The organism is Bacillus mojavensis (assembly GCF_012648005.1).
Classification (GTDB): domain Bacteria; phylum Bacillota; class Bacilli; order Bacillales; family Bacillaceae; genus Bacillus; species Bacillus mojavensis.
The window spans coordinates 2,450,491-2,467,242 of the sequence record NZ_CP051464.1 but is presented as its reverse complement, the minus strand read 5'-3'; the positions used below and the strand labels follow the sequence as shown (position 1 = coordinate 2,467,242).

The following is a 16,752-nucleotide window of genomic DNA, read 5'->3' as shown; positions in this document are numbered from 1 at the left end:
ATATTTAGCACCCTAAACAAATATTCAGTAACCTGGAAGATACTCTACCCAAAATATTGTACTAATAAGTAAGCCAAACTGAAATTATTTAGCAAACTAAATATTTCTTTAAACCAACTGAAGGTTGAAAATAATCTGAGCAGGAGGATTCAATAATGAATAATAGAATATGCAAAATATTAAATATAGAAAAGCCGATTATACAGGGCCCGATGTCTTGGGTTACTAATGCCGAATTTGTTGCGGCGGTAAGCAATGCTGGTGGATTAGGATTTCTAGGTCCAAATGCCGGTCAGATTGAGATAACTCGTTCACCCGAAATAAGTGCGGAAAGAATGAGAACTGAAATACAAAAAACAAAATCATTAACGAATAAGCCATTTGGAGTACCTGTAATCGTAAATCGTGATTTAGCTTACACATGGCCAATTTTAGAAACGATTATTGACGAGAAAGTTCCTGTGGTTCTTGTGAACGATATACTGGATGAAAGAATCTTTAAACCATTAAAAGAAAACGATATTAAAATTGTTTATAGACCACTTACTCCTACTATTGAAAATGCAAAAGCTGCAGAAGAATTTGGAATAGATGTTTATGTAGCGACTGGATTTGATGAAGGTGGTACGGTTCCTGAACGAGTTATTGGAACATTTTCGATTGTTCCAATGATTGTAGATGCTATAAATACCCCTGTAATGGCAGCTGGTGGTATTGGAGATGTTAGAGGAGTGCGTGCTGCATTTGCTTTAGGCGCTGAAGGTGTGTTTGCTGGTAGTGTCTTTATTCCAACAAAAGAAAATCCAGCAGCAGAAAACGTGAAACAAATGATTGTAGATGCTACAGCAGAAGATTTACTAATGTTCCGTACTTTACCAGCATACTATCGTTCTTTACCTACTAAATTTGCGAATAAACTAGTAGAAATGGATAAACAAGGTGTTAGTCGTGAAGAAATAGCAAAAATGATGCGTGGATCAATTGGAATGCGTATCGGCATGCTAGAAGGCAATACAGACGATGGCTATATTTCTATAGGTACTGGAATTACGCCAATTAAAGAAATCAGAACTGTAAAAGAAGTGGTTGATACGTTAATGCAAGACTTTAATTAAATATTAGGGTCTTCGGAATATTTAGTGGAATTCACTTTTCAATAGTTGAAACATTTACTTATAACTCGGACTATTTGGCGAGTTCAAACACTAGAGGGTGTTTTTTGCTCACCATTTTTTAACCATAATTGATATAAACGTATAGAATTAATGGCAAATGAGTATAAAGAGTGTAATGAAAACAAGCTTTCATAACTAATGATATGGATTTACTATGTTGAGGGCCTACTGGTTATATAAAATTCATGGTTTTTAAACTATCGGTTTTTTCATACTCCCGGAAAATCTCCTCATTAGGATAATCAGTTATTACATAGCATTAACTAGGGATGATGCTGCTTGAACGTCTGGCTAAATCTTAATGGTGGGTGAAAACAAATAAGTAAATAACTTGCAATGACTGAACTTTTCATTGGCAGTATGGATTAAATAGCATCTTAAATATTTACTCACTTTGTAGATACAGACAGAGCTTCAAATGTTGGTTTCATAATAGTTGGAGATCAAGTTAGGGACTAAAGGAAGGAAAAAATCGTGCCCATTTTGTGCCCAAAATAGATATAAAATGATGCAATGAGTATGTATTGGATAACTTCAGATGCTTGAAAGCTTCTGTAACTGACAATATACTTCCACTTTATTGAGGGCAACGAACTAATAAAGAGATACCAAAAAGCCATTTTGGTATCTTCTTTGTGTTTTTTTTAGAGCTATTAAATCCATCTAGGAGCACCATGACTTGGCCTCAACAACAGTAACTTAATACTATATCGAATCTATTTGAGGAAACTGATTGATGATATATTGCTTGAAGTTTTCAGCGACAGGTGATAGATACTTCCCTTCAATCCAGGAAATACCAACTGTGCGCTCGAACCTTGGCCAACTAATGCGAACCTTTGCGATATTTGTTTGGTCTAAGCCTTTAAAATCAGGAAGAATTGAAACGCCCAGACCTGCTGCAACAAAACCTGCGATTGTAGCAGCTTCTTCGCCTTCAAATACAATGTTTGGGGTAATATTAACCTGTTCAAATATATGATCTATGGTTACTCGAAGAGCAAAACCTTCTTTCATTAAAACAAAAGGCTCATGAGCAATGTCGTTTAAGGTAATCTCCTGACGAGTAGCTAACACATGATGTTTGGGCAAGAATAAAAAGAGCTCCTCCTTCCATAAGGGTTTCCACATTATATTTGATTCGACTGGAAAAGAAGCAAGTAGGCAGAGATCTAGTTCACCTGATTTTAGTTTATCTAAAAGCTGATTAGAGTGAGACTGGTTTAGTTGGAAATGAACATTTGGGTATTGATCTTTAAATGCTCCAATTAAATTTGGAACGATGGTTGTACCCAGTGTGTGTAAAAAGCCTAAAGACACTTCACCTTGATCTGGTTGTAAAAGGGATTGAATTTCTTCCCTTCCTTCAGTAAATTCTTTCATGATGGAATCGACCCTCTTGAGGAATCTTCCCCCATATTTATTTAATGTAATGGACCGGCCTTGTCTATCAAAAAGCGGAACCCCTAAGTAATTTTCTAATCTAACAATAGACCGAGAAAGTGCTGGCTGTGTTATTGATAACGTTTCAGCAGCTTTAGTTACATGCTGTATACGAGCAAGAGTTTGAAAGTACTCTAATTGTTCCCATTCCATTAAAACATCCACCTTTTTATAAATCATTACATAAAAGAATTAAAATCATATTTATTATGCATTATACATCATAATTTATTAGTGTTATGATCAATTTATCGAAAAAATATATGAATTTTTATATGAATTATAAACTAATTGTGTAATCAGAAGGAGGATTATTTTAATGAACTATCGAATTGAAAAAGATACTTTTGGAGAAATAAAGGTGCCTGCTGATAAGTTTTGGGGAGCGCAAACACAACGTAGTAAAGAGAACTTCAAGATAGGTTCTGAAAAAATGCCTATCCGTATTGTTAAAGCTTTTGCTATATTGAAGCGCAGTACAGCTATTGCTAATAATCGTCTAGGTAATTTGGATAGTGAAAAAACAAAGGTTATTACAGCAGTTTGTGATGAGATTCTTGAAGGCAAATATGATGACAATTTTCCACTCGTTGTTTGGCAGACGGGAAGCGGTACACAAAGCAATATGAATGTTAACGAAGTGATAGCAAACCTTGCAACAGCTTTATTAAAAGAAAAAGGCTCTATACAAACCATACATCCAAATGATGATGTCAACCGCAGTCAAAGTTCGAATGACACTTTCCCAACAGCGATGCATGTTGCAGGTGTATTAGCCATCTATGAACAATTAGTTCCTGCACTTGATCAACTTCGGAACACATTAGATGAAAAAACAAAAAAATTCAATGACATTGTAAAAATAGGTCGTACACATCTTCAAGATGCTACACCTTTAACCCTTGGACAAGAAATTAGCGGTTGGGTGTATATGATTGATCGTTCGAAAGAAATGATATTGGAAGCAACTGAAAAAATGCGTGAACTTGCTATCGGGGGTACGGCAGTAGGGACAGGCATTAATGCACATCCACAGTTTGGAGAAGTTGTCTCAGAGGAAATCTCGAAGTTTACAGGCCAACAGTTTAAAAGTTCACCGAATAAGTTTCATGCCTTAACCAGTCATGATGAAATAACGTATGTACATGGTGCTATGAAGGCATTAGCTGCTGACTTAATGAAAATTGCGAACGATGTTAGATGGCTTGCAAGCGGTCCTCGCTGTGGTATCGGGGAAATTTCAATCCCGGAAAATGAGCCTGGCAGCTCCATTATGCCCGGCAAAGTTAACCCTACTCAATGTGAAGCCCTTACCATGATTGCGGCTCAAATTATGGGGAATGACGCAACTATTGGTTTTGCTTCAAGTCAGGGCAACTTTGAACTAAATGTATTTAAGCCAGTTATTATCTATAACTTCCTTCAATCCGTGCAGTTACTGGGTGATGGAATAAAATCCTTTCATGATCATTGTGCGGTTGGTATTGAACCTAATACGAAAACCATTAAAGAAAATCTTTCCGGATCTTTGATGCTTGTCACAGCATTGAATCCTTATATCGGATATGAAAAAGCTGCAAAAATTGCTAAGTTTGCTCATAAAGAAGGCTTAACGTTAAAAGAGGCTGCTGTCCAACTCGAACTATTAACGGAAGAACAATTTGATGAAATGGTTAAGCCAGAAGATATGGTGAAACCAAACATTTAAATCTTTTAAGATAAAAACTAGTTGCTAATCAGTAACTAGTTTTTCCTTATTCAAAAGGGGGGTGCACAGATTTTTCGTCACTGATTGATTAAATAAATGTTGGGTCAGCTTCCTGTAATATATGTTCAAACTAAAAAGCCAAGCCCATTTTCAATTGCATGTGATTGTATGTACGAAAGATTAATATTACGCAACATGAAAGTTGGAATGCAAAAGTGATATGTAAAATAATTGGACTGCCACTCTAAATAATCAGTCCAAGTTGCAGGCATTGTTTTTTTATCGCCTTCATGTCTATATATATGGCAAAATTCATGAGCGAAATCATACCATTGTTCAACTCGGCTTTTTCGGCTGTCCAAGCATGTATTATAAATTCCACTGTGTTTAAGCGCGAAGCTTGTAACAGGTTTAAAGCCTGATATCTAAAGCCTCGGCAATCCGTTCAAAATTAATTTGTTCAGGCTCTGTAATATCAATCTTCCTGTATAAGTTTTCAATCCATCCTCTAAATGACTGTTTGTATACCTCAAGATGAAAACCTCCTTAAAGACGACAATCGAAAAATTGGATTTATTAAATATTATAGGGGAAACTAAGACTTTTTTCATAGGAAAATGCATCTAAGATAAGTGTGGTGTTTATTGAAGAGCTGCTAAGTAATTAATGACAATAATTGATAATGAAAAGTGTTTAAACAGAATCTTAATAATCAATCTCCTATCTTAATTGTTGAAGACCAGAAGCACATCCTTATATACGCATTTAACAAAAGTACTTTTTCGAATAATATCTATTACCTTGAATTGGATAAGGAAGGGAATTTATCCTTGAAACTCAGCATGAAATTCATATACAATACAGGGGTAGGGTATATAAAATTTAGTTTAGGTGGTGTTTGTTAATGAAAAATCCTGAAATTGAGTCTTTTATTAAGGATGTGGATCGAATTGTTCATGACGGCGGGACTGAAGAGGTTTTGACTGGCAAGATTGCGGAGAGGATGAGACATCTGTTACAGGCCGATAATATTCTCCCTTCACAGTATCGGCAACCGAACCCAAAATACGCTCTGTATCCGTTGTATATTGCTGACGATGAGAGTTTTTCTATCGCGGTTGCGGTTTGGGATGTTGGGCAATCCACTCCTGTCCATGATCATGGAACGTGGGGCGTAATTGGAGTAGTTCAAGGAACGGAACACGAAATACAGTATGCATCGCCTTCTAATAAGCATGAGGAACTGATAGCATGTAATGACCGTTATATTCTGCAAGGGGAGGTTGTCGTCTGTTGCTCCACTGACCAAGACCTTCACAAAGTGGAGTGTGCCTCCAATGATCCGTGTGTAGGAATTCATGTGTACGGCGGCAATATTGGAAAAATAGAGCGTCATATCTATGATACACATACGGGGAAAAAACGGGTAGCGGTTAGTCACTGGGTTCCTGTACCAGCTTCCCGACAGTAAGTCGCATTTTTACGCCTAATGACTGTATAAATCATTGAGTTAAGTTTATGTAGCTTACTTTTATTTAACAGATGTGCTTAAAATATAGTAAAGTGGAATAATGGATTAATTAAACTGCGTAATAATCAGAATATTTTTAAAATAACTTGAAAAACAATTTAAATCGAATTACCTTATCTAAGAAAGGAGGATTAAAATATGAAAGTAACTATTGAAGAATTACCTGAATCAAGGATTGCTTACTTCCGAAATGTTGGGGAGTATGGTGAAAAGCAAAACAAAGAATTAATGGAGAATTTTAAAAAGTGGGCAAAATCGAATGGTGTATTTGATAATTCTACAATTTTAGGCATACCACAAGATAACCCAGAGATTACTCCTAAAGAGGAATGTCGTTATGATGTTTGCGTTGTTATAAATAAAGATTTTAATGTGGAAAAACCAGCTCATGTTGGTGAATTTTCTGGTGGGAAATACGCTGTTTTCTTGCTTGACCATATAAAAGAGGCAGTCAGTGAATTTTGGGGCAGTATTTTTACTGAGATAGAAAGAAATAATCTATCAATAAGAGAACAACCAATTATAGAAAGATATACTTCACAAATGATTGATAATCATTTGTGTGAAATATTAGTTCCTATACAGTAACGAAGCAGGGATATTTCCTACCCTCTGTTTAAAGGATAAAAACATGAGAGGCCTACTATGTATTTCAGATCTAATACCAATTGAATCACCACAAGAAAATAACACAGATATGATGTTTAAAGTTGAAGCAGTCGATCCACCTGAACGTTGTCCTGAATGTGGTTTTGACAAGTTGTACAAACACAGTTCAAGAAAGAAACCAATTATTGATTTGCCCGTTCGTTTAAAGCGAGTGGGCTTACAATTGAACCGCAGACGATACAAGTGTCGTGAATCTGGGAACGCTTAATATCCATTGATGAAAAACGTAGATGACCAAAAGGCTTTTAAAATCCATCCAAGAGCAATCCATGTCTAAGACTTTTGTAGAGGTCGCAGAAAGCGTTGGCGTTGACGAGAAAACCGTATTTTTTTCATTTACAACCTTGCAAGTTTTTTAACAAGAAGCCCTCTTTTTCCAATTCGATACTTAGCAGTTTTTTTCACAACAAACGCTCTTTTTTATATATGAAAATGTAAAAGAAACATAAATGAAAATATAAATGAGAAAAACAACAAAAACCCTTGCCACGTAAGGGTTTGTAAGGGATTCAAAAATCACTTTATAAATGAGGATCTAAATCTTATTAGTAAACAGAATTAAACATAATAAACAGAAATAAATAATAATAAACAAACTGCGTTTATTTATCTGATTTCCGTCTTTCTTTTAATTGCTTCGTTATAATCTCCAAAGCAGCCTGTAATATTTCATCAGTTATTTCTCCATTATAATCAATATGAACTTTATAAAGTGCAAAAAATACAATGTCATTTCGTGATATCTGGAAATTACGTTGATTTTAAACATTTCGAGAAAAGCTTGCCGCACCTTGAAAAAGCCTTAGAGTTGTCCAAACAATTAGCACAATGAAAGGCTACTTAGCTCGGCTTACTACAATCTCGGAAAGAATTACGCAGATTTAGGAATAAATGATAAAGCAGATCATTTCTTAAATGAGGCTGCCAAGGTATCAGAAAGTGCTAAGTTGAGCAATTTACCACATTCACTGTTTACATACGCTAAATTTCTTTTTAAGCAAGGGAAAACAAGTGAAGCAATAAAAATGAGTAAAAAGGGTTTATCCGCTGCGATATCCCAAGGTGATAAACTTTTTGTGTCCCTGCAAAAGTATTTGGAAGCACTTTATATTAATGCAGTAGATCAAGTGGGAATCAAAAAAACGATTGATTACTTAGAAAGAAATAAGAATTATGGCGTATGTGGAAGATATCGCAATTGATACGGCTGAAGTTTTTGCAAAATCAAAGGAATTTGAAACATCATATGTTTATCATCAAAAAATGCTTGAAACGCAAAAACAAATTCAGAGGGGAGAATGCCTGTATGAATTTTAAAAAGGGCGTAATCATTATTCTTACTGCAGTAACTTTAAGTTTAGGTCTCGTTACTACTTTTACTGTTGAGCAAGGTATTGCATATCATCAACTTTCTGACCGAAATCAAACATGAAAACTGATTAAACCCTCTTAATTGAGGGTTTTTTATTAAGGTAGTAGGGCACCACAATATAAATTTCCGGTGAGACCGCAATAACTTTTTGTTTCTCATGGAAAATCTCTCGATGGAGAATTAAGTGGTTTTGGGGATTAGCTCATTATCGTAGATGAAGACAGGGCATCATATGGTGGTTTCAAAATTGCCGCAGATCGAGTTGGTGCATAAAGAGGAAGGGAAATAATCCATTCCTCTTCATTTAAGATTGCTGAAATTGTGCCCTGAGTGAACAAAATGCAGACTAGAGGCAGCATTACTGGCTAACGGTACTTGCTACAACTTGTTAATAACAATGGACAATTTATAATTTACATGGTTGTCTAAGCTCATCAGAAATTGATCTAACAATTCATTAGATGGAAATCTACATTCAAGAAGATAACAGCCATCTCCACTTATTTTATAGTTATTGATAACAAATTTCTCTTGTTCTTTTATAAATGAAAGATAAGGCTGATGATAAGTACTTTTTGTGTAGATGTTAATTAAGGCGTGAATAGAACACCCTAAATTAGCTTGATTCACTTTTATCGTATAACCTTCAATTACCCCGGTATCTTCTAATTTAGCAACTCTCGACGCAGCTGCTTGTCCTGTTAAATGAATTTTCTCTCCTAATTCTTTCATTGTTATGCGACTATTTTTGGACAATTCTTCTAATATTTTTATATCAGTGTGATCCAACATAAAATCAAATCCTTTCCTAGGTATACTATACCAATCACTTTTAAATGCGGTAAGAATTCACTAGGTATTTTCAAATTACATAATATTCCCATTCAAATGGATATCATACACCTGTTAAACATATAAGATACACACTTTCAAAAATCAAGTCAAACTGCAACAAGACTTGATTTCTTCCATATGCGTATCTAAATGTTTTTATTCAAAGATACAACGTGATAAAATACACATAATAGCTCATGATAGGGTAGAACTGAATTAATTCATTTCCTAAAGCTTAAAGGTATTCATGTTGAATGTTTTGAGTAGGTAACATGTTGTACAAATAAATTAAAGAAAGGATTTCATCCAAATGGAGTATGATCGAAAGATTAAAAATCGCTTACGCCGGATAGAAGGACAAATTAAAGGTGTATTGACTATGATGGAGCAAGGAAAAGATTGTAGAGAGGTTGTGACCCAATTAGCAGCTTCACGTAATGCTATCGACCGAGCATTGGGTTTAATTGTGAGCACAAATCTTGAACATTGTGTCCGTGAAAATTTAAAAAAGGGTGAAGATACACAAAATTTAGTAAAAGAAGCAGTCGACTTATTGGTAAAGAGTCGATAAAAAATTCATCAACCTATAATCCTTTAAGGTTGACGAATTTTTATTTGTGTAATAACATACCCCCATGGGTATATAGATTTAACTGATTGCGTAATTTTATATCTTTCATTCAAAAATTTTTAGGATTCCAGATACCCCTGGGGGTAATTAGTTAGGAGGAGAAACATGACAAAACAAACAAAACACACAACAATTGTTTTATTTAGTGGAGATTATGACAAAGCAATGGCAGCTTATATTATTGCAAATGGTGCTGCTGCCTACGATCATGAAGTGACGATCTTCCATACTTTTTGGGGTTTAAACGCTTTACGTAAAGAAGAACTGATTCCAGTAAAAAAAGGATTTCTTGAAAAAATGTTTGGAAACATGATGCCTCGTGGTGCTGATAAGATGGGTTTATCTAGAATGAACTTTGCAGGTATGGGCCCGAAAATGATTAAAAATGTGATGAAAAAGCATAATGCACTTACGTTGCCTCAGTTGATTGAGATGGCTCAAGAACAGGGTGTAAAGCTTGTAGCTTGTACGATGACAATGGATCTTCTTGGTTTACAGGAAAAAGAACTATTAGATGATATCGATTATGCTGGTGTAGCAGCTTATTTGGCAGATGCTGAAGAAGGCAGTGTCAACTTATTTATCTAATGTTACCCATTGTAAATTAAATAAATAAAGGAGGTGAAACACAATGGATAGTGGCGTAATCATCAATACCTTACTTATTTTATTTTTACTTTGGATTGTATTTCGACGTTTTTTCCCAGTGCAAGGTGTTAAACAAATAACAACTGCTGATTTAAAGTCAGAGCTGAAAAATAAAGGCAAACAGTTTATCGATGTACGAACACCTCATGAATTTCGTACAAGACATATTCAAGGGTTTAAAAACATTCCCTTGTCAAACCTGCCTCGTCAAACCAATCAACTTTCGAAAGATAAAGAAGTTTTTATTATTTGTCAAAGTGGAATGAGAAGTCTAAAGGCTAGCAAGGTATTGAAAAAACAAGGATTTAAAAACATCACAAATATTAAAGGTGGTATGAATACATGGTCATAAAACCTTAGATAGTATTTTTTTGTATATTTATATACCCCCACCCCTATTTAAAAAGGAGGAAAAAATGGTGAAGGCAAATATTGTGTTAGACGCTAAAGGTTTGACGTGTCCAATGCCCATTGTAAAAACGAAGAAGAAAATGAAGGATTTAAAAGCTGGTGAGATACTAGAAATTGAAGCAACAGATAAAGGCTCTACGGCAGATTTGCAAGCATGGGCAAATAGCACAGGTCATGAATATCTAGGTACTGAATCAGAGGGAGAAATACTTCATCATTTTCTTCGTAAAGGAGGAGAACATTCATCAGAAAGCACACCTTCTATTCCTGAGGTTTCACTAGAAGCTTTCAAACAGAAAGTTGAAAGTGAGGAGTCTCTTAACATTTTAGATGTCCGAGAGCTAGATGAGTATGAAGAAGCTCATATCCCGGGAGTTGTGCATATCCCTCTTGGGGAGGTGGAAAAGCGCTCTAACGAGTTAAACAAAGATGCTGAAATTTATATCATTTGCCATTCTGGAAGAAGAAGTGAAATGGCAGCCCAAACGATGAAAAAACAAGGTTTTAAAAAGGTGATTAATGTTGTCCCTGGTATGCGTGATTGGACAGGTAAAACAGAATAAATAAGAAAAGGATGATAACAAATGAGTACAAGAGTAGCGATTATTGCGGCAAATGGTGGTCTATTTGATGCCTATAAAGTTTTTAATATTGCGACTGCCGCAGCAGCAAGTGATCAAGAAGTATCTATCTTCTTTACATTCGAGGGATTAAATCTAATTCATAAGCAAGCACATCAAGAATTAGAAATGCCGAAAGGAAAAGAACACTTTGCGGAAGGATTTAAGAAAGCAAACGTGCCGTCTATTCCTGAACTGATTGAAATGGCACAAGAGATGGGTGTTACATTTATTGGTTGTCAAATGACGATGGACGTTATGGGTTTAACAAAAGATGATTTTGTAGAAGGAATTGAAGTAGGCGGGGCTGTTACCTTTTTAGATTTTGCAAAAGATGCGGATGTATCTTTAACATTTTAGTCCTGCTTAAAAAGATTTTGATATAGGAGGGAATTAAACATGACCGTGCAAGCACTTACCGCAAAAGAAGTCACACAAAAAATCTTTAACAAAGAACCTCTATTTATTCTAGATGTACGTAATGAAAATGATTTTAGCGATTGGAAGATTGAAGGGCATGATTTTGACCATTTAAATGTACCGTATTTTGATCTTTTAGATGGCGTAGAAGATATCTTGGAGAAAATTCCTTCTGATAAAGAAGTGCTAGTCGTTTGCGCAAAAGAAGGTTCATCCGTCATGGTATCCGAAATGCTTTCTGAAGCAGGTCTTTCTGTATCCTATCTTAAGGGTGGGATGAAAGCATGGAGCGAACATTTAGAGCCGGTAAAAATCGGGGATTTAAAAGATGGCGGTGAGATGTATCAGTTTGTTCGAATCGGTAAAGGCTGCCTGTCATACATGGTCATTTCCAATGGTGAAGCAGCGATTATTGATGCGACACGTATGGTAGATATCTTTATAGATTTTGCGAAGGAGAAGGGTGCGAGGATTACTCACGTATTTGATACACATCTTCACGCAGACCATATTTCAGGCGGCAGAGTCATTGCTGAAAAAACAAAAGCAACCTACTGGTTACCGCCTAAAGATGCTGAAGAAGTGGTATTCGATTATCAGCCGTTGGAAGAAGGAAATGATATTATCATTGGAAATACAAAGATTAGAATTCAACCGATTTATTCTCCCGGGCATACCATTGGCTCCACTTCTTTCATTGTCGATGATCAGTATCTTCTTTCAGGTGATATCTTGTTTATTGATTCAATCGGCAGACCAGACTTAGCCGGTATGGCAGAAGATTGGGTAGGAGATTTAAGAAAAACTCTTTATAGCCGTTACAAAGCGTTATCAAAGGATTTAATTGTATTACCGGCACACTTTATGATCATTGATGAGCTAAATGAGGATGGTAGTGTGGGTAAAAAACTAAGTGCATTATTTAGCGAGAACCATGGTTTGAACATTGAGGATGAAACAGAATTTAGACACCTAGTGACAGACAGTCTGCCTCCACAACCCAATGCATATCAAGAGATTCGAGAAACAAATATGGGAAAAATCAACCCAGATGAAGAAAAACAGCGTGAAATGGAGATTGGGCCAAATCGTTGTGCAATTCGATAACACAAGATGATATTACGAAAACAGAGGAGAGACGAACATGAAGTCAGATAAAGTATTAGATGCAACAGGACTAGCATGCCCAATGCCAATTGTGAGAACAAAGAAAGCTATGAATGAGTTAGAATTGGGCCAAATTTTAGAAGTACATGCAACAGATAAAGGATTCAAAAGTGACCTTGCGGCTTGGTCTAAGTCAGGTGGTCATGAACTTCTAGAACATGTTGAAGAAGGCGATGTACTGAAATTCTGGATTAAAAAAGGCTAATCACTGTGAAAGGGTATCGAATAAAAAAGATACCCTTTTCCTTTGAAAAAGGAGGAAATCCGAATGGATATTGCCTTTATAATAACTCTGTTCATCATAGGGTTTATTGGTTCCTTTATTTCTGGAATGATTGGTATTGGAGGATCTGTTATTAATTATCCAATGTTATTGTACATTCCTCCCTTAGTGGGTGTGATGTCGTTAACTGCCCATGAAGTTTCAGGAATAGGTGCTATTCAAGTTTTCTTTGCAACACTTGGCGGTGTTTGGGCTTATCGTAAGAGTGGGTTTTTAAATAAAAATTTAATCATCTACATGGGAAGCAGTATTCTTATAGGGAGTGTTTTGGGGAGTTATTTTTCTCATCTCATATCTGAAAAAGGAATTAACTTTATATACGGAATTCTGGCTATTATAGCTGTTATTCTAATGTTTATACCTAAAAAAGGACAAGCACATAGAGACGGCAAAGAAGTGATATTTAATAAATGGTTGGCGTCGTCCCTAGCTTTTATCATTGGTGGCGTATCAGGTATTTTAGGAGCTGGCGGCGCCTTTATCCTAGTCCCCATTATGTTATCGATTTTAAATATTCCTGTAAGAATCACCGTCGCTTCATCTCTTGCGATTACACTTCTTTCATCTATTGGAGCAACAGTTGGAAAGGTGATCACAGGTCAGGTACTTTTTGTACCAGCCCTGGTTCTTATTATTGCTAGTTTAATTGCATCTCATATAGGTGCAATAGTTGGACAAAAGGTAGAGACTAAGTTTCTGCAATGGATTTTAGCTCTTTTGATTTTAGTGACTACCGTTAAAATTTGGTTAGATATTCTATGAAAATAGATTGACTTTCTTAAGGGTGAGATAAAAAGAAAGACCAACAGACAGTTTCAAACGTTGGCCTTTCTTTTTTATGTTAAGACGCTAAGGATGTGAGTATTTTGAATGAGGGATTAATGGTGTCATAATAATATGTAGAAAAGAAGAGAATACATAAAACAGGCTGGATAGAAAAGAGACCAAGCAATTGCTTGATCTAAAAACAAAATAAAAAAATAGTATTACTTTTCATCAAAATGTTTTTTGCCTTTTAGTTATCACTTCAAACTAGTTAGTAGAAGAAATATTTCCTTGTATCTCAATCTTGATACCAGCTTTTTTTAATAAGTTTCCTACAGTGCATCCTTTATCTGCAAGTGAAAGTATTCTATTGGCTGCTTGAATTTGTTTTTCTGTTGCTTTTCCGGATAAAACAATATGAGGATAGTGGATGATTTTAAATTCATCATCAGAATTAATTCCTTCAGAATTTACAGTCAAATCCACAACAGGAAGATACCTTGATTCAATCATTGATACAAGAACTGAGGTATAACAAGCTGCTGCAGATGCTACAAGAATCTCTTTTGGAGAGGCTCCATTTCCACTTCCGCCAAATTCAGCAGGAATAGCAATCTTTGTATCTAGAAACTCTGTTTCAAGAAATCCGTTCCCTTTTAAACCACTCTTCCAAACGATATTAACATTTGATTTCAAAATAAACACTTCCTTAAGTAATTTTTGGATTTTTTCCTTTGCTTTATTGAACTCCGAGAAATTTGAACTTATTGAGATCGTTTTAGATGAAAGAAGACCCTCAAAAGAAGGGTCTTCTAACATATATTGATAAATCAAAACTAGACACACTTCAAGCTTTTAAAGCTTTAGGCATCACTGTTTAGCTGACGGAGAATATCATGCACATCTACATGAGATCTATGCTCAATAATTTTACCGTCAGCAATACGTAACAACATCATAAGAGAGAATTTAACGGTTTTTCCCGTTGCAGAAACTCCAGCAAATGGAATACCTGTATGCCTGCCTTCAAATATAAAATATACTGCAACAAGGTCGCCTTCAGCTACCATTGCTTTAATTGGCATTTTGAAACCTGGGAAAGCATCAAAGTTTTTCTTTTCTGATTCAATTAAACCCTCTACACCTGGATACGGTTTATCTAATTGTGGATAGAATACAAAGTCTTTATGGCAAAAGTCTTTTAAGTCATCGTATTTTTCTTGTTCAATCGTTTCAAAGTAACGACGCACTAATTCTTTATTGTTTTCAACGGACATAATGAACGCGCCCTTCCTTAGTTAAAACTTCAGTTCATGTGTTAGATTAAAATGAATTTGATTCGCCATCTTCAGGCACTAAAACATCAGAAGCGATTCCTTTTTCATTAATAAAGGATTTTAATTCTTCTTTTGATAATCCCCAATGGTTGACAGCTTCCATGTGGCTCACGATAATTTTTGCATTTTGAGCAGCTTTATATGTTTCATAGATATCTTCTTTACCCATGATGAGAGAACCGCCTTCGTAGAATTGATTATCTCCGCCATTTACGACAATAATTTCTGGTTGATGTGTATCAATTTCTTCCTGAACGGCTTCATACCATACTGTATCTCCGGCTACATATAATGTTTTCTCGCTTTGGTGTTTGAAGACAACACCGCAAACAAGACCTGCAAGTTTTAAAATTTCTCCTCTTCCGTGTTCGCCTTTTGTTTTAATCAATTGAATGCCTTCAAAGACTGTATCTTTTGTTAAAACCTCTACATTTTTGAATCCGGCATTTCGTATTTCTGTTGCATCTTCTTCATTTTGGGAGAACAACTTGATATCTTTTGGCAACAACTCTTTAGCAGCCTCATCCCAATGGTCGTAATGTAAATGAGTAACAATAACAGCATCAATATCTTTAATAATATTTTCAATAGATGTTGGCAATTCAACCAAAGGGTTGTTTTGATCTTGTCTTGGCGCATTTGGGAATGGAGGGTAAGCACCCTTCTCAGCTAACATGGGATCTATTAAAAACTTTTTGCCTGCATATTCGACTACAAGTGTGGCATTACGAATTTGTTGAATATTCATGTGTAAAACTCCTTTTTTTAGTATATGTATAGTTTACCTACAGCAACTAAATAAATACATGGAACAAATCAAGTCTTTTTGCAATTTAACTTGATTTTTGAAAGTCCTTAATAAAAGGAAACGGAACAAAGAAGAAAGTATGTAGGGGCATTAAGTATTAATTTTGGTTTACTCTAACCGACATGTCTCAAGTGAATGTCGATATACTAACTTGGTAGTATTTATTTTCAAATGACTATTTCAGACACCAGTGACATGTGCATACTACAACAATTATTCAGTGGTTGTTTATTGCCTAAAAACAGTGCCCATTTTGTGTCCAAAATGAATATAAAATGATATAAATGAGTGAAATGAATGAATTCAAATGCTTGAAATAACAGGATTTTGTAATCGATGATAAGCTTCCACTTTATTGAGTGCCTAGTGGGTTTATTGTTGTAAAAGCAAACACCGAGAGTTTCAAACTAGCATTATTTTTACCATACCTATAGAAAATCACCTCATTAGGACAAACAGTTATTACATAGCATTACCCAAGGGGTGATGCATTTTATGAAGGTAACCATCATCGAGGGACCGCAAGCTGACAAATGCATTAACGATTACTATCATTATTTAATAAAACGTTATAGGAAGGAGATCCAGGATGATAGCAATATATGTAAGGGTATCGACCGAGGAACAAGGGATCGAGCATCGACAGCCAGATCGAGGCCTGCATAAAGAAAGCAGGGACTAAGGATGTGCTGAAGTATGCTGATGAAGGATTTTCCGGGGAGCTTTTAGAACGTCCGGCTTTGAATCGCTTGAGAGAGGATGCAAGCGAAGGACTTATAAGTCAAGTCATCTGCTACGGTCCTGATCGTCTTTACGGAAATGATCATTGAGCTTATCAGTGCTGACGAGTTGAGAGAGTGAGACAAGCGGTTAGCTGGAAGCATTTTCATACCTCTATCGTATATTCTGTCTCCATTAGTTTCGAAAGTT

The 16,752-nt window shown here is 35.6% G+C and carries 17 protein-coding genes and 6 pseudogenes; 16 read left to right on the top strand and 7 right to left on the bottom strand.

Going from position 1 to position 16,752, the window contains the following annotated elements:
• The first annotated feature begins 155 nt into the window (after positions 1-155).
• Positions 156-1,115, top strand: coding sequence for an NAD(P)H-dependent flavin oxidoreductase (locus HC660_RS12945; RefSeq protein ID WP_168748300.1), 960 nt, complete (start codon positions 156-158; stop codon positions 1,113-1,115).
• A gap of 765 nt (positions 1,116-1,880) precedes the next feature.
• On the opposite strand, the gene HC660_RS12940 is transcribed toward HC660_RS12945, so the two are convergent.
• Positions 1,881-2,771: a LysR family transcriptional regulator gene (locus HC660_RS12940; RefSeq protein ID WP_168748299.1), complete on the bottom strand. Its 891-nt coding sequence runs from the start codon at positions 2,769-2,771 to the stop codon at positions 1,881-1,883.
• 166 nt (positions 2,772-2,937) lie between these two features.
• Here HC660_RS12940 and fumC point away from each other — a divergent pair, with 166 nt between their 5' ends.
• A complete protein-coding gene (gene fumC, locus HC660_RS12935; protein WP_168748298.1) occupies positions 2,938-4,326 on the top strand; it encodes a class II fumarate hydratase in 1,389 nt (462 codons plus the stop codon).
• Positions 4,327-4,350: 24 nt separating this feature from the next.
• Here the strand turns inward: fumC and HC660_RS12930 are convergent.
• A pseudogene (locus tag HC660_RS12930) lies at positions 4,351-4,859 on the bottom strand (ImmA/IrrE family metallo-endopeptidase).
• 371 nt (positions 4,860-5,230) lie between these two features.
• On the opposite strand from HC660_RS12930, the gene HC660_RS12925 reads away from it, so the two are divergent.
• The 3 genes and pseudogenes from HC660_RS12925 to HC660_RS12915 form a co-directional block, all read left to right on the top strand.
• Entirely contained in the window at positions 5,231-5,797 is a 567-nt protein-coding gene (locus HC660_RS12925) for a cysteine dioxygenase family protein (RefSeq protein ID WP_127696728.1), read from the top strand.
• A gap of 198 nt (positions 5,798-5,995) precedes the next feature.
• Complete coding sequence (locus HC660_RS12920; protein WP_168748297.1) at positions 5,996-6,445, top strand: AraC family transcriptional regulator; 450 nt, start codon at positions 5,996-5,998, stop codon at positions 6,443-6,445.
• A 43-nt stretch (positions 6,446-6,488) separates the two neighbouring features.
• Positions 6,489-6,852, top strand: a pseudogene (locus tag HC660_RS12915) (transposase family protein); the annotation flags it as partial.
• A gap of 276 nt (positions 6,853-7,128) precedes the next feature.
• On the opposite strand, the pseudogene HC660_RS12910 reads toward HC660_RS12915, so the two are convergent.
• A pseudogene (locus tag HC660_RS12910) lies at positions 7,129-7,215 on the bottom strand (transcriptional regulator); the annotation flags it as partial.
• Here HC660_RS12910 and HC660_RS12905 point away from each other — a divergent pair.
• Positions 7,215-7,843: pseudogene (locus tag HC660_RS12905) on the top strand (aspartate phosphatase); the annotation flags it as partial. The pseudogenes HC660_RS12910 and HC660_RS12905 sit on opposite strands and share 1 nt — an antisense overlap.
• Entirely contained in the window at positions 7,833-7,958 is a 126-nt protein-coding gene (locus tag HC660_RS21240; RefSeq protein ID WP_280525857.1) for a hypothetical protein, read from the top strand. The pseudogene HC660_RS12905 and the gene HC660_RS21240, both read left to right, overlap by 11 nt.
• Before the next feature lie 318 nt (positions 7,959-8,276).
• On the opposite strand, the gene HC660_RS12900 is transcribed toward HC660_RS21240, so the two are convergent.
• A complete protein-coding gene (locus tag HC660_RS12900; RefSeq protein ID WP_168748296.1) occupies positions 8,277-8,690 on the bottom strand; it encodes an Lrp/AsnC family transcriptional regulator in 414 nt (137 codons plus the stop codon).
• 352 nt (positions 8,691-9,042) lie between these two features.
• Here HC660_RS12900 and HC660_RS12895 point away from each other — a divergent pair, with 352 nt between their 5' ends.
• From HC660_RS12895 to HC660_RS12860, 8 genes and pseudogenes are all read left to right on the top strand, one after another.
• Positions 9,043-9,303: a metal-sensitive transcriptional regulator gene (locus tag HC660_RS12895; RefSeq protein ID WP_168748295.1), complete on the top strand. Its 261-nt coding sequence runs from the start codon at positions 9,043-9,045 to the stop codon at positions 9,301-9,303.
• Positions 9,304-9,468: 165 nt separating this feature from the next.
• Positions 9,469-9,951, top strand: coding sequence for a DsrE/DsrF/DrsH-like family protein (locus tag HC660_RS12890; protein ID WP_168748294.1), 483 nt, complete (start codon positions 9,469-9,471; stop codon positions 9,949-9,951).
• 43 nt (positions 9,952-9,994) lie between these two features.
• Positions 9,995-10,363 carry a rhodanese-like domain-containing protein gene (locus tag HC660_RS12885; protein ID WP_168748293.1) on the top strand — a complete coding sequence of 123 codons (369 nt, stop codon included), beginning with the start codon at positions 9,995-9,997 and terminating at the stop codon, positions 10,361-10,363.
• Positions 10,364-10,427: 64 nt separating this feature from the next.
• Positions 10,428-10,985 (top strand): sulfurtransferase TusA family protein, encoded by a 558-nt coding sequence (locus HC660_RS12880; RefSeq protein ID WP_168748292.1) that lies wholly within the window; start codon positions 10,428-10,430, stop codon positions 10,983-10,985.
• Between the two features lie 21 nt (positions 10,986-11,006).
• Positions 11,007-11,402 (top strand): DsrE/DsrF/DrsH-like family protein, encoded by a 396-nt coding sequence (locus tag HC660_RS12875; protein ID WP_014114508.1) that lies wholly within the window; start codon positions 11,007-11,009, stop codon positions 11,400-11,402.
• Positions 11,403-11,434: 32 nt separating this feature from the next.
• Positions 11,435-12,569: pseudogene (locus HC660_RS12870) on the top strand (MBL fold metallo-hydrolase).
• A gap of 37 nt (positions 12,570-12,606) precedes the next feature.
• Complete coding sequence (locus HC660_RS12865; RefSeq protein WP_151175164.1) at positions 12,607-12,834, top strand: sulfurtransferase TusA family protein; 228 nt, start codon at positions 12,607-12,609, stop codon at positions 12,832-12,834.
• 63 nt (positions 12,835-12,897) lie between these two features.
• Entirely contained in the window at positions 12,898-13,674 is a 777-nt protein-coding gene (locus HC660_RS12860) for a sulfite exporter TauE/SafE family protein (RefSeq protein ID WP_168748290.1), read from the top strand.
• Between the two features lie 270 nt (positions 13,675-13,944).
• Here HC660_RS12860 and HC660_RS12855 read toward each other — a convergent pair whose 3' ends face one another.
• The 3 genes from HC660_RS12855 to HC660_RS12845 are packed head-to-tail and all read right to left on the bottom strand — an operon-like array spanning position 13,945 to position 15,762.
• Complete coding sequence (locus tag HC660_RS12855; RefSeq protein WP_168748289.1) at positions 13,945-14,511, bottom strand: OsmC family protein; 567 nt, start codon at positions 14,509-14,511, stop codon at positions 13,945-13,947.
• Between the two features lie 29 nt (positions 14,512-14,540).
• On the bottom strand, positions 14,541-14,954 hold the full coding sequence (locus HC660_RS12850) for an ester cyclase (protein ID WP_211090763.1): 414 nt from the start codon (positions 14,952-14,954) through the stop codon (positions 14,541-14,543).
• 46 nt (positions 14,955-15,000) lie between these two features.
• Positions 15,001-15,762 (bottom strand): MBL fold metallo-hydrolase, encoded by a 762-nt coding sequence (locus HC660_RS12845; protein WP_168748288.1) that lies wholly within the window; start codon positions 15,760-15,762, stop codon positions 15,001-15,003.
• A 649-nt stretch (positions 15,763-16,411) separates the two neighbouring features.
• On the opposite strand from HC660_RS12845, the pseudogene HC660_RS12840 reads away from it, so the two are divergent.
• Positions 16,412-16,680: pseudogene (locus HC660_RS12840) on the top strand (recombinase family protein); the annotation flags it as partial.
• Between the last annotated feature and the right edge of the window lie 72 nt (positions 16,681-16,752).

Coding starts and splice junctions, on each gene's coding strand:
- HC660_RS12845 (WP_168748288.1), bottom strand. CDS start 15,762: ATGAATATTCAACAAATTCGTAATGCCACACTTGTAGTCGAATATGCA.
- fumC (WP_168748298.1), top strand. CDS start 2,938: ATGAACTATCGAATTGAAAAAGATACTTTTGGAGAAATAAAGGTGCCT.
- HC660_RS12900 (WP_168748296.1), bottom strand. CDS start 8,690: ATGTTGGATCACACTGATATAAAAATATTAGAAGAATTGTCCAAAAAT.
- HC660_RS12850 (WP_211090763.1), bottom strand. CDS start 14,954: ATGTCCGTTGAAAACAATAAAGAATTAGTGCGTCGTTACTTTGAAACG.
- HC660_RS12865 (WP_151175164.1), top strand. CDS start 12,607: ATGAAGTCAGATAAAGTATTAGATGCAACAGGACTAGCATGCCCAATG.
- HC660_RS12880 (WP_168748292.1), top strand. CDS start 10,428: ATGGTGAAGGCAAATATTGTGTTAGACGCTAAAGGTTTGACGTGTCCA.
- HC660_RS12860 (WP_168748290.1), top strand. CDS start 12,898: ATGGATATTGCCTTTATAATAACTCTGTTCATCATAGGGTTTATTGGT.
- HC660_RS21240 (WP_280525857.1), top strand. CDS start 7,833: ATGAATTTTAAAAAGGGCGTAATCATTATTCTTACTGCAGTAACTTTA.
- HC660_RS12940 (WP_168748299.1), bottom strand. CDS start 2,771: ATGGAATGGGAACAATTAGAGTACTTTCAAACTCTTGCTCGTATACAG.
- HC660_RS12875 (WP_014114508.1), top strand. CDS start 11,007: ATGAGTACAAGAGTAGCGATTATTGCGGCAAATGGTGGTCTATTTGAT.
- HC660_RS12895 (WP_168748295.1), top strand. CDS start 9,043: ATGGAGTATGATCGAAAGATTAAAAATCGCTTACGCCGGATAGAAGGA.
- HC660_RS12885 (WP_168748293.1), top strand. CDS start 9,995: ATGGATAGTGGCGTAATCATCAATACCTTACTTATTTTATTTTTACTT.
- HC660_RS12945 (WP_168748300.1), top strand. CDS start 156: ATGAATAATAGAATATGCAAAATATTAAATATAGAAAAGCCGATTATA.
- HC660_RS12920 (WP_168748297.1), top strand. CDS start 5,996: ATGAAAGTAACTATTGAAGAATTACCTGAATCAAGGATTGCTTACTTC.
- HC660_RS12890 (WP_168748294.1), top strand. CDS start 9,469: ATGACAAAACAAACAAAACACACAACAATTGTTTTATTTAGTGGAGAT.
- HC660_RS12925 (WP_127696728.1), top strand. CDS start 5,231: ATGAAAAATCCTGAAATTGAGTCTTTTATTAAGGATGTGGATCGAATT.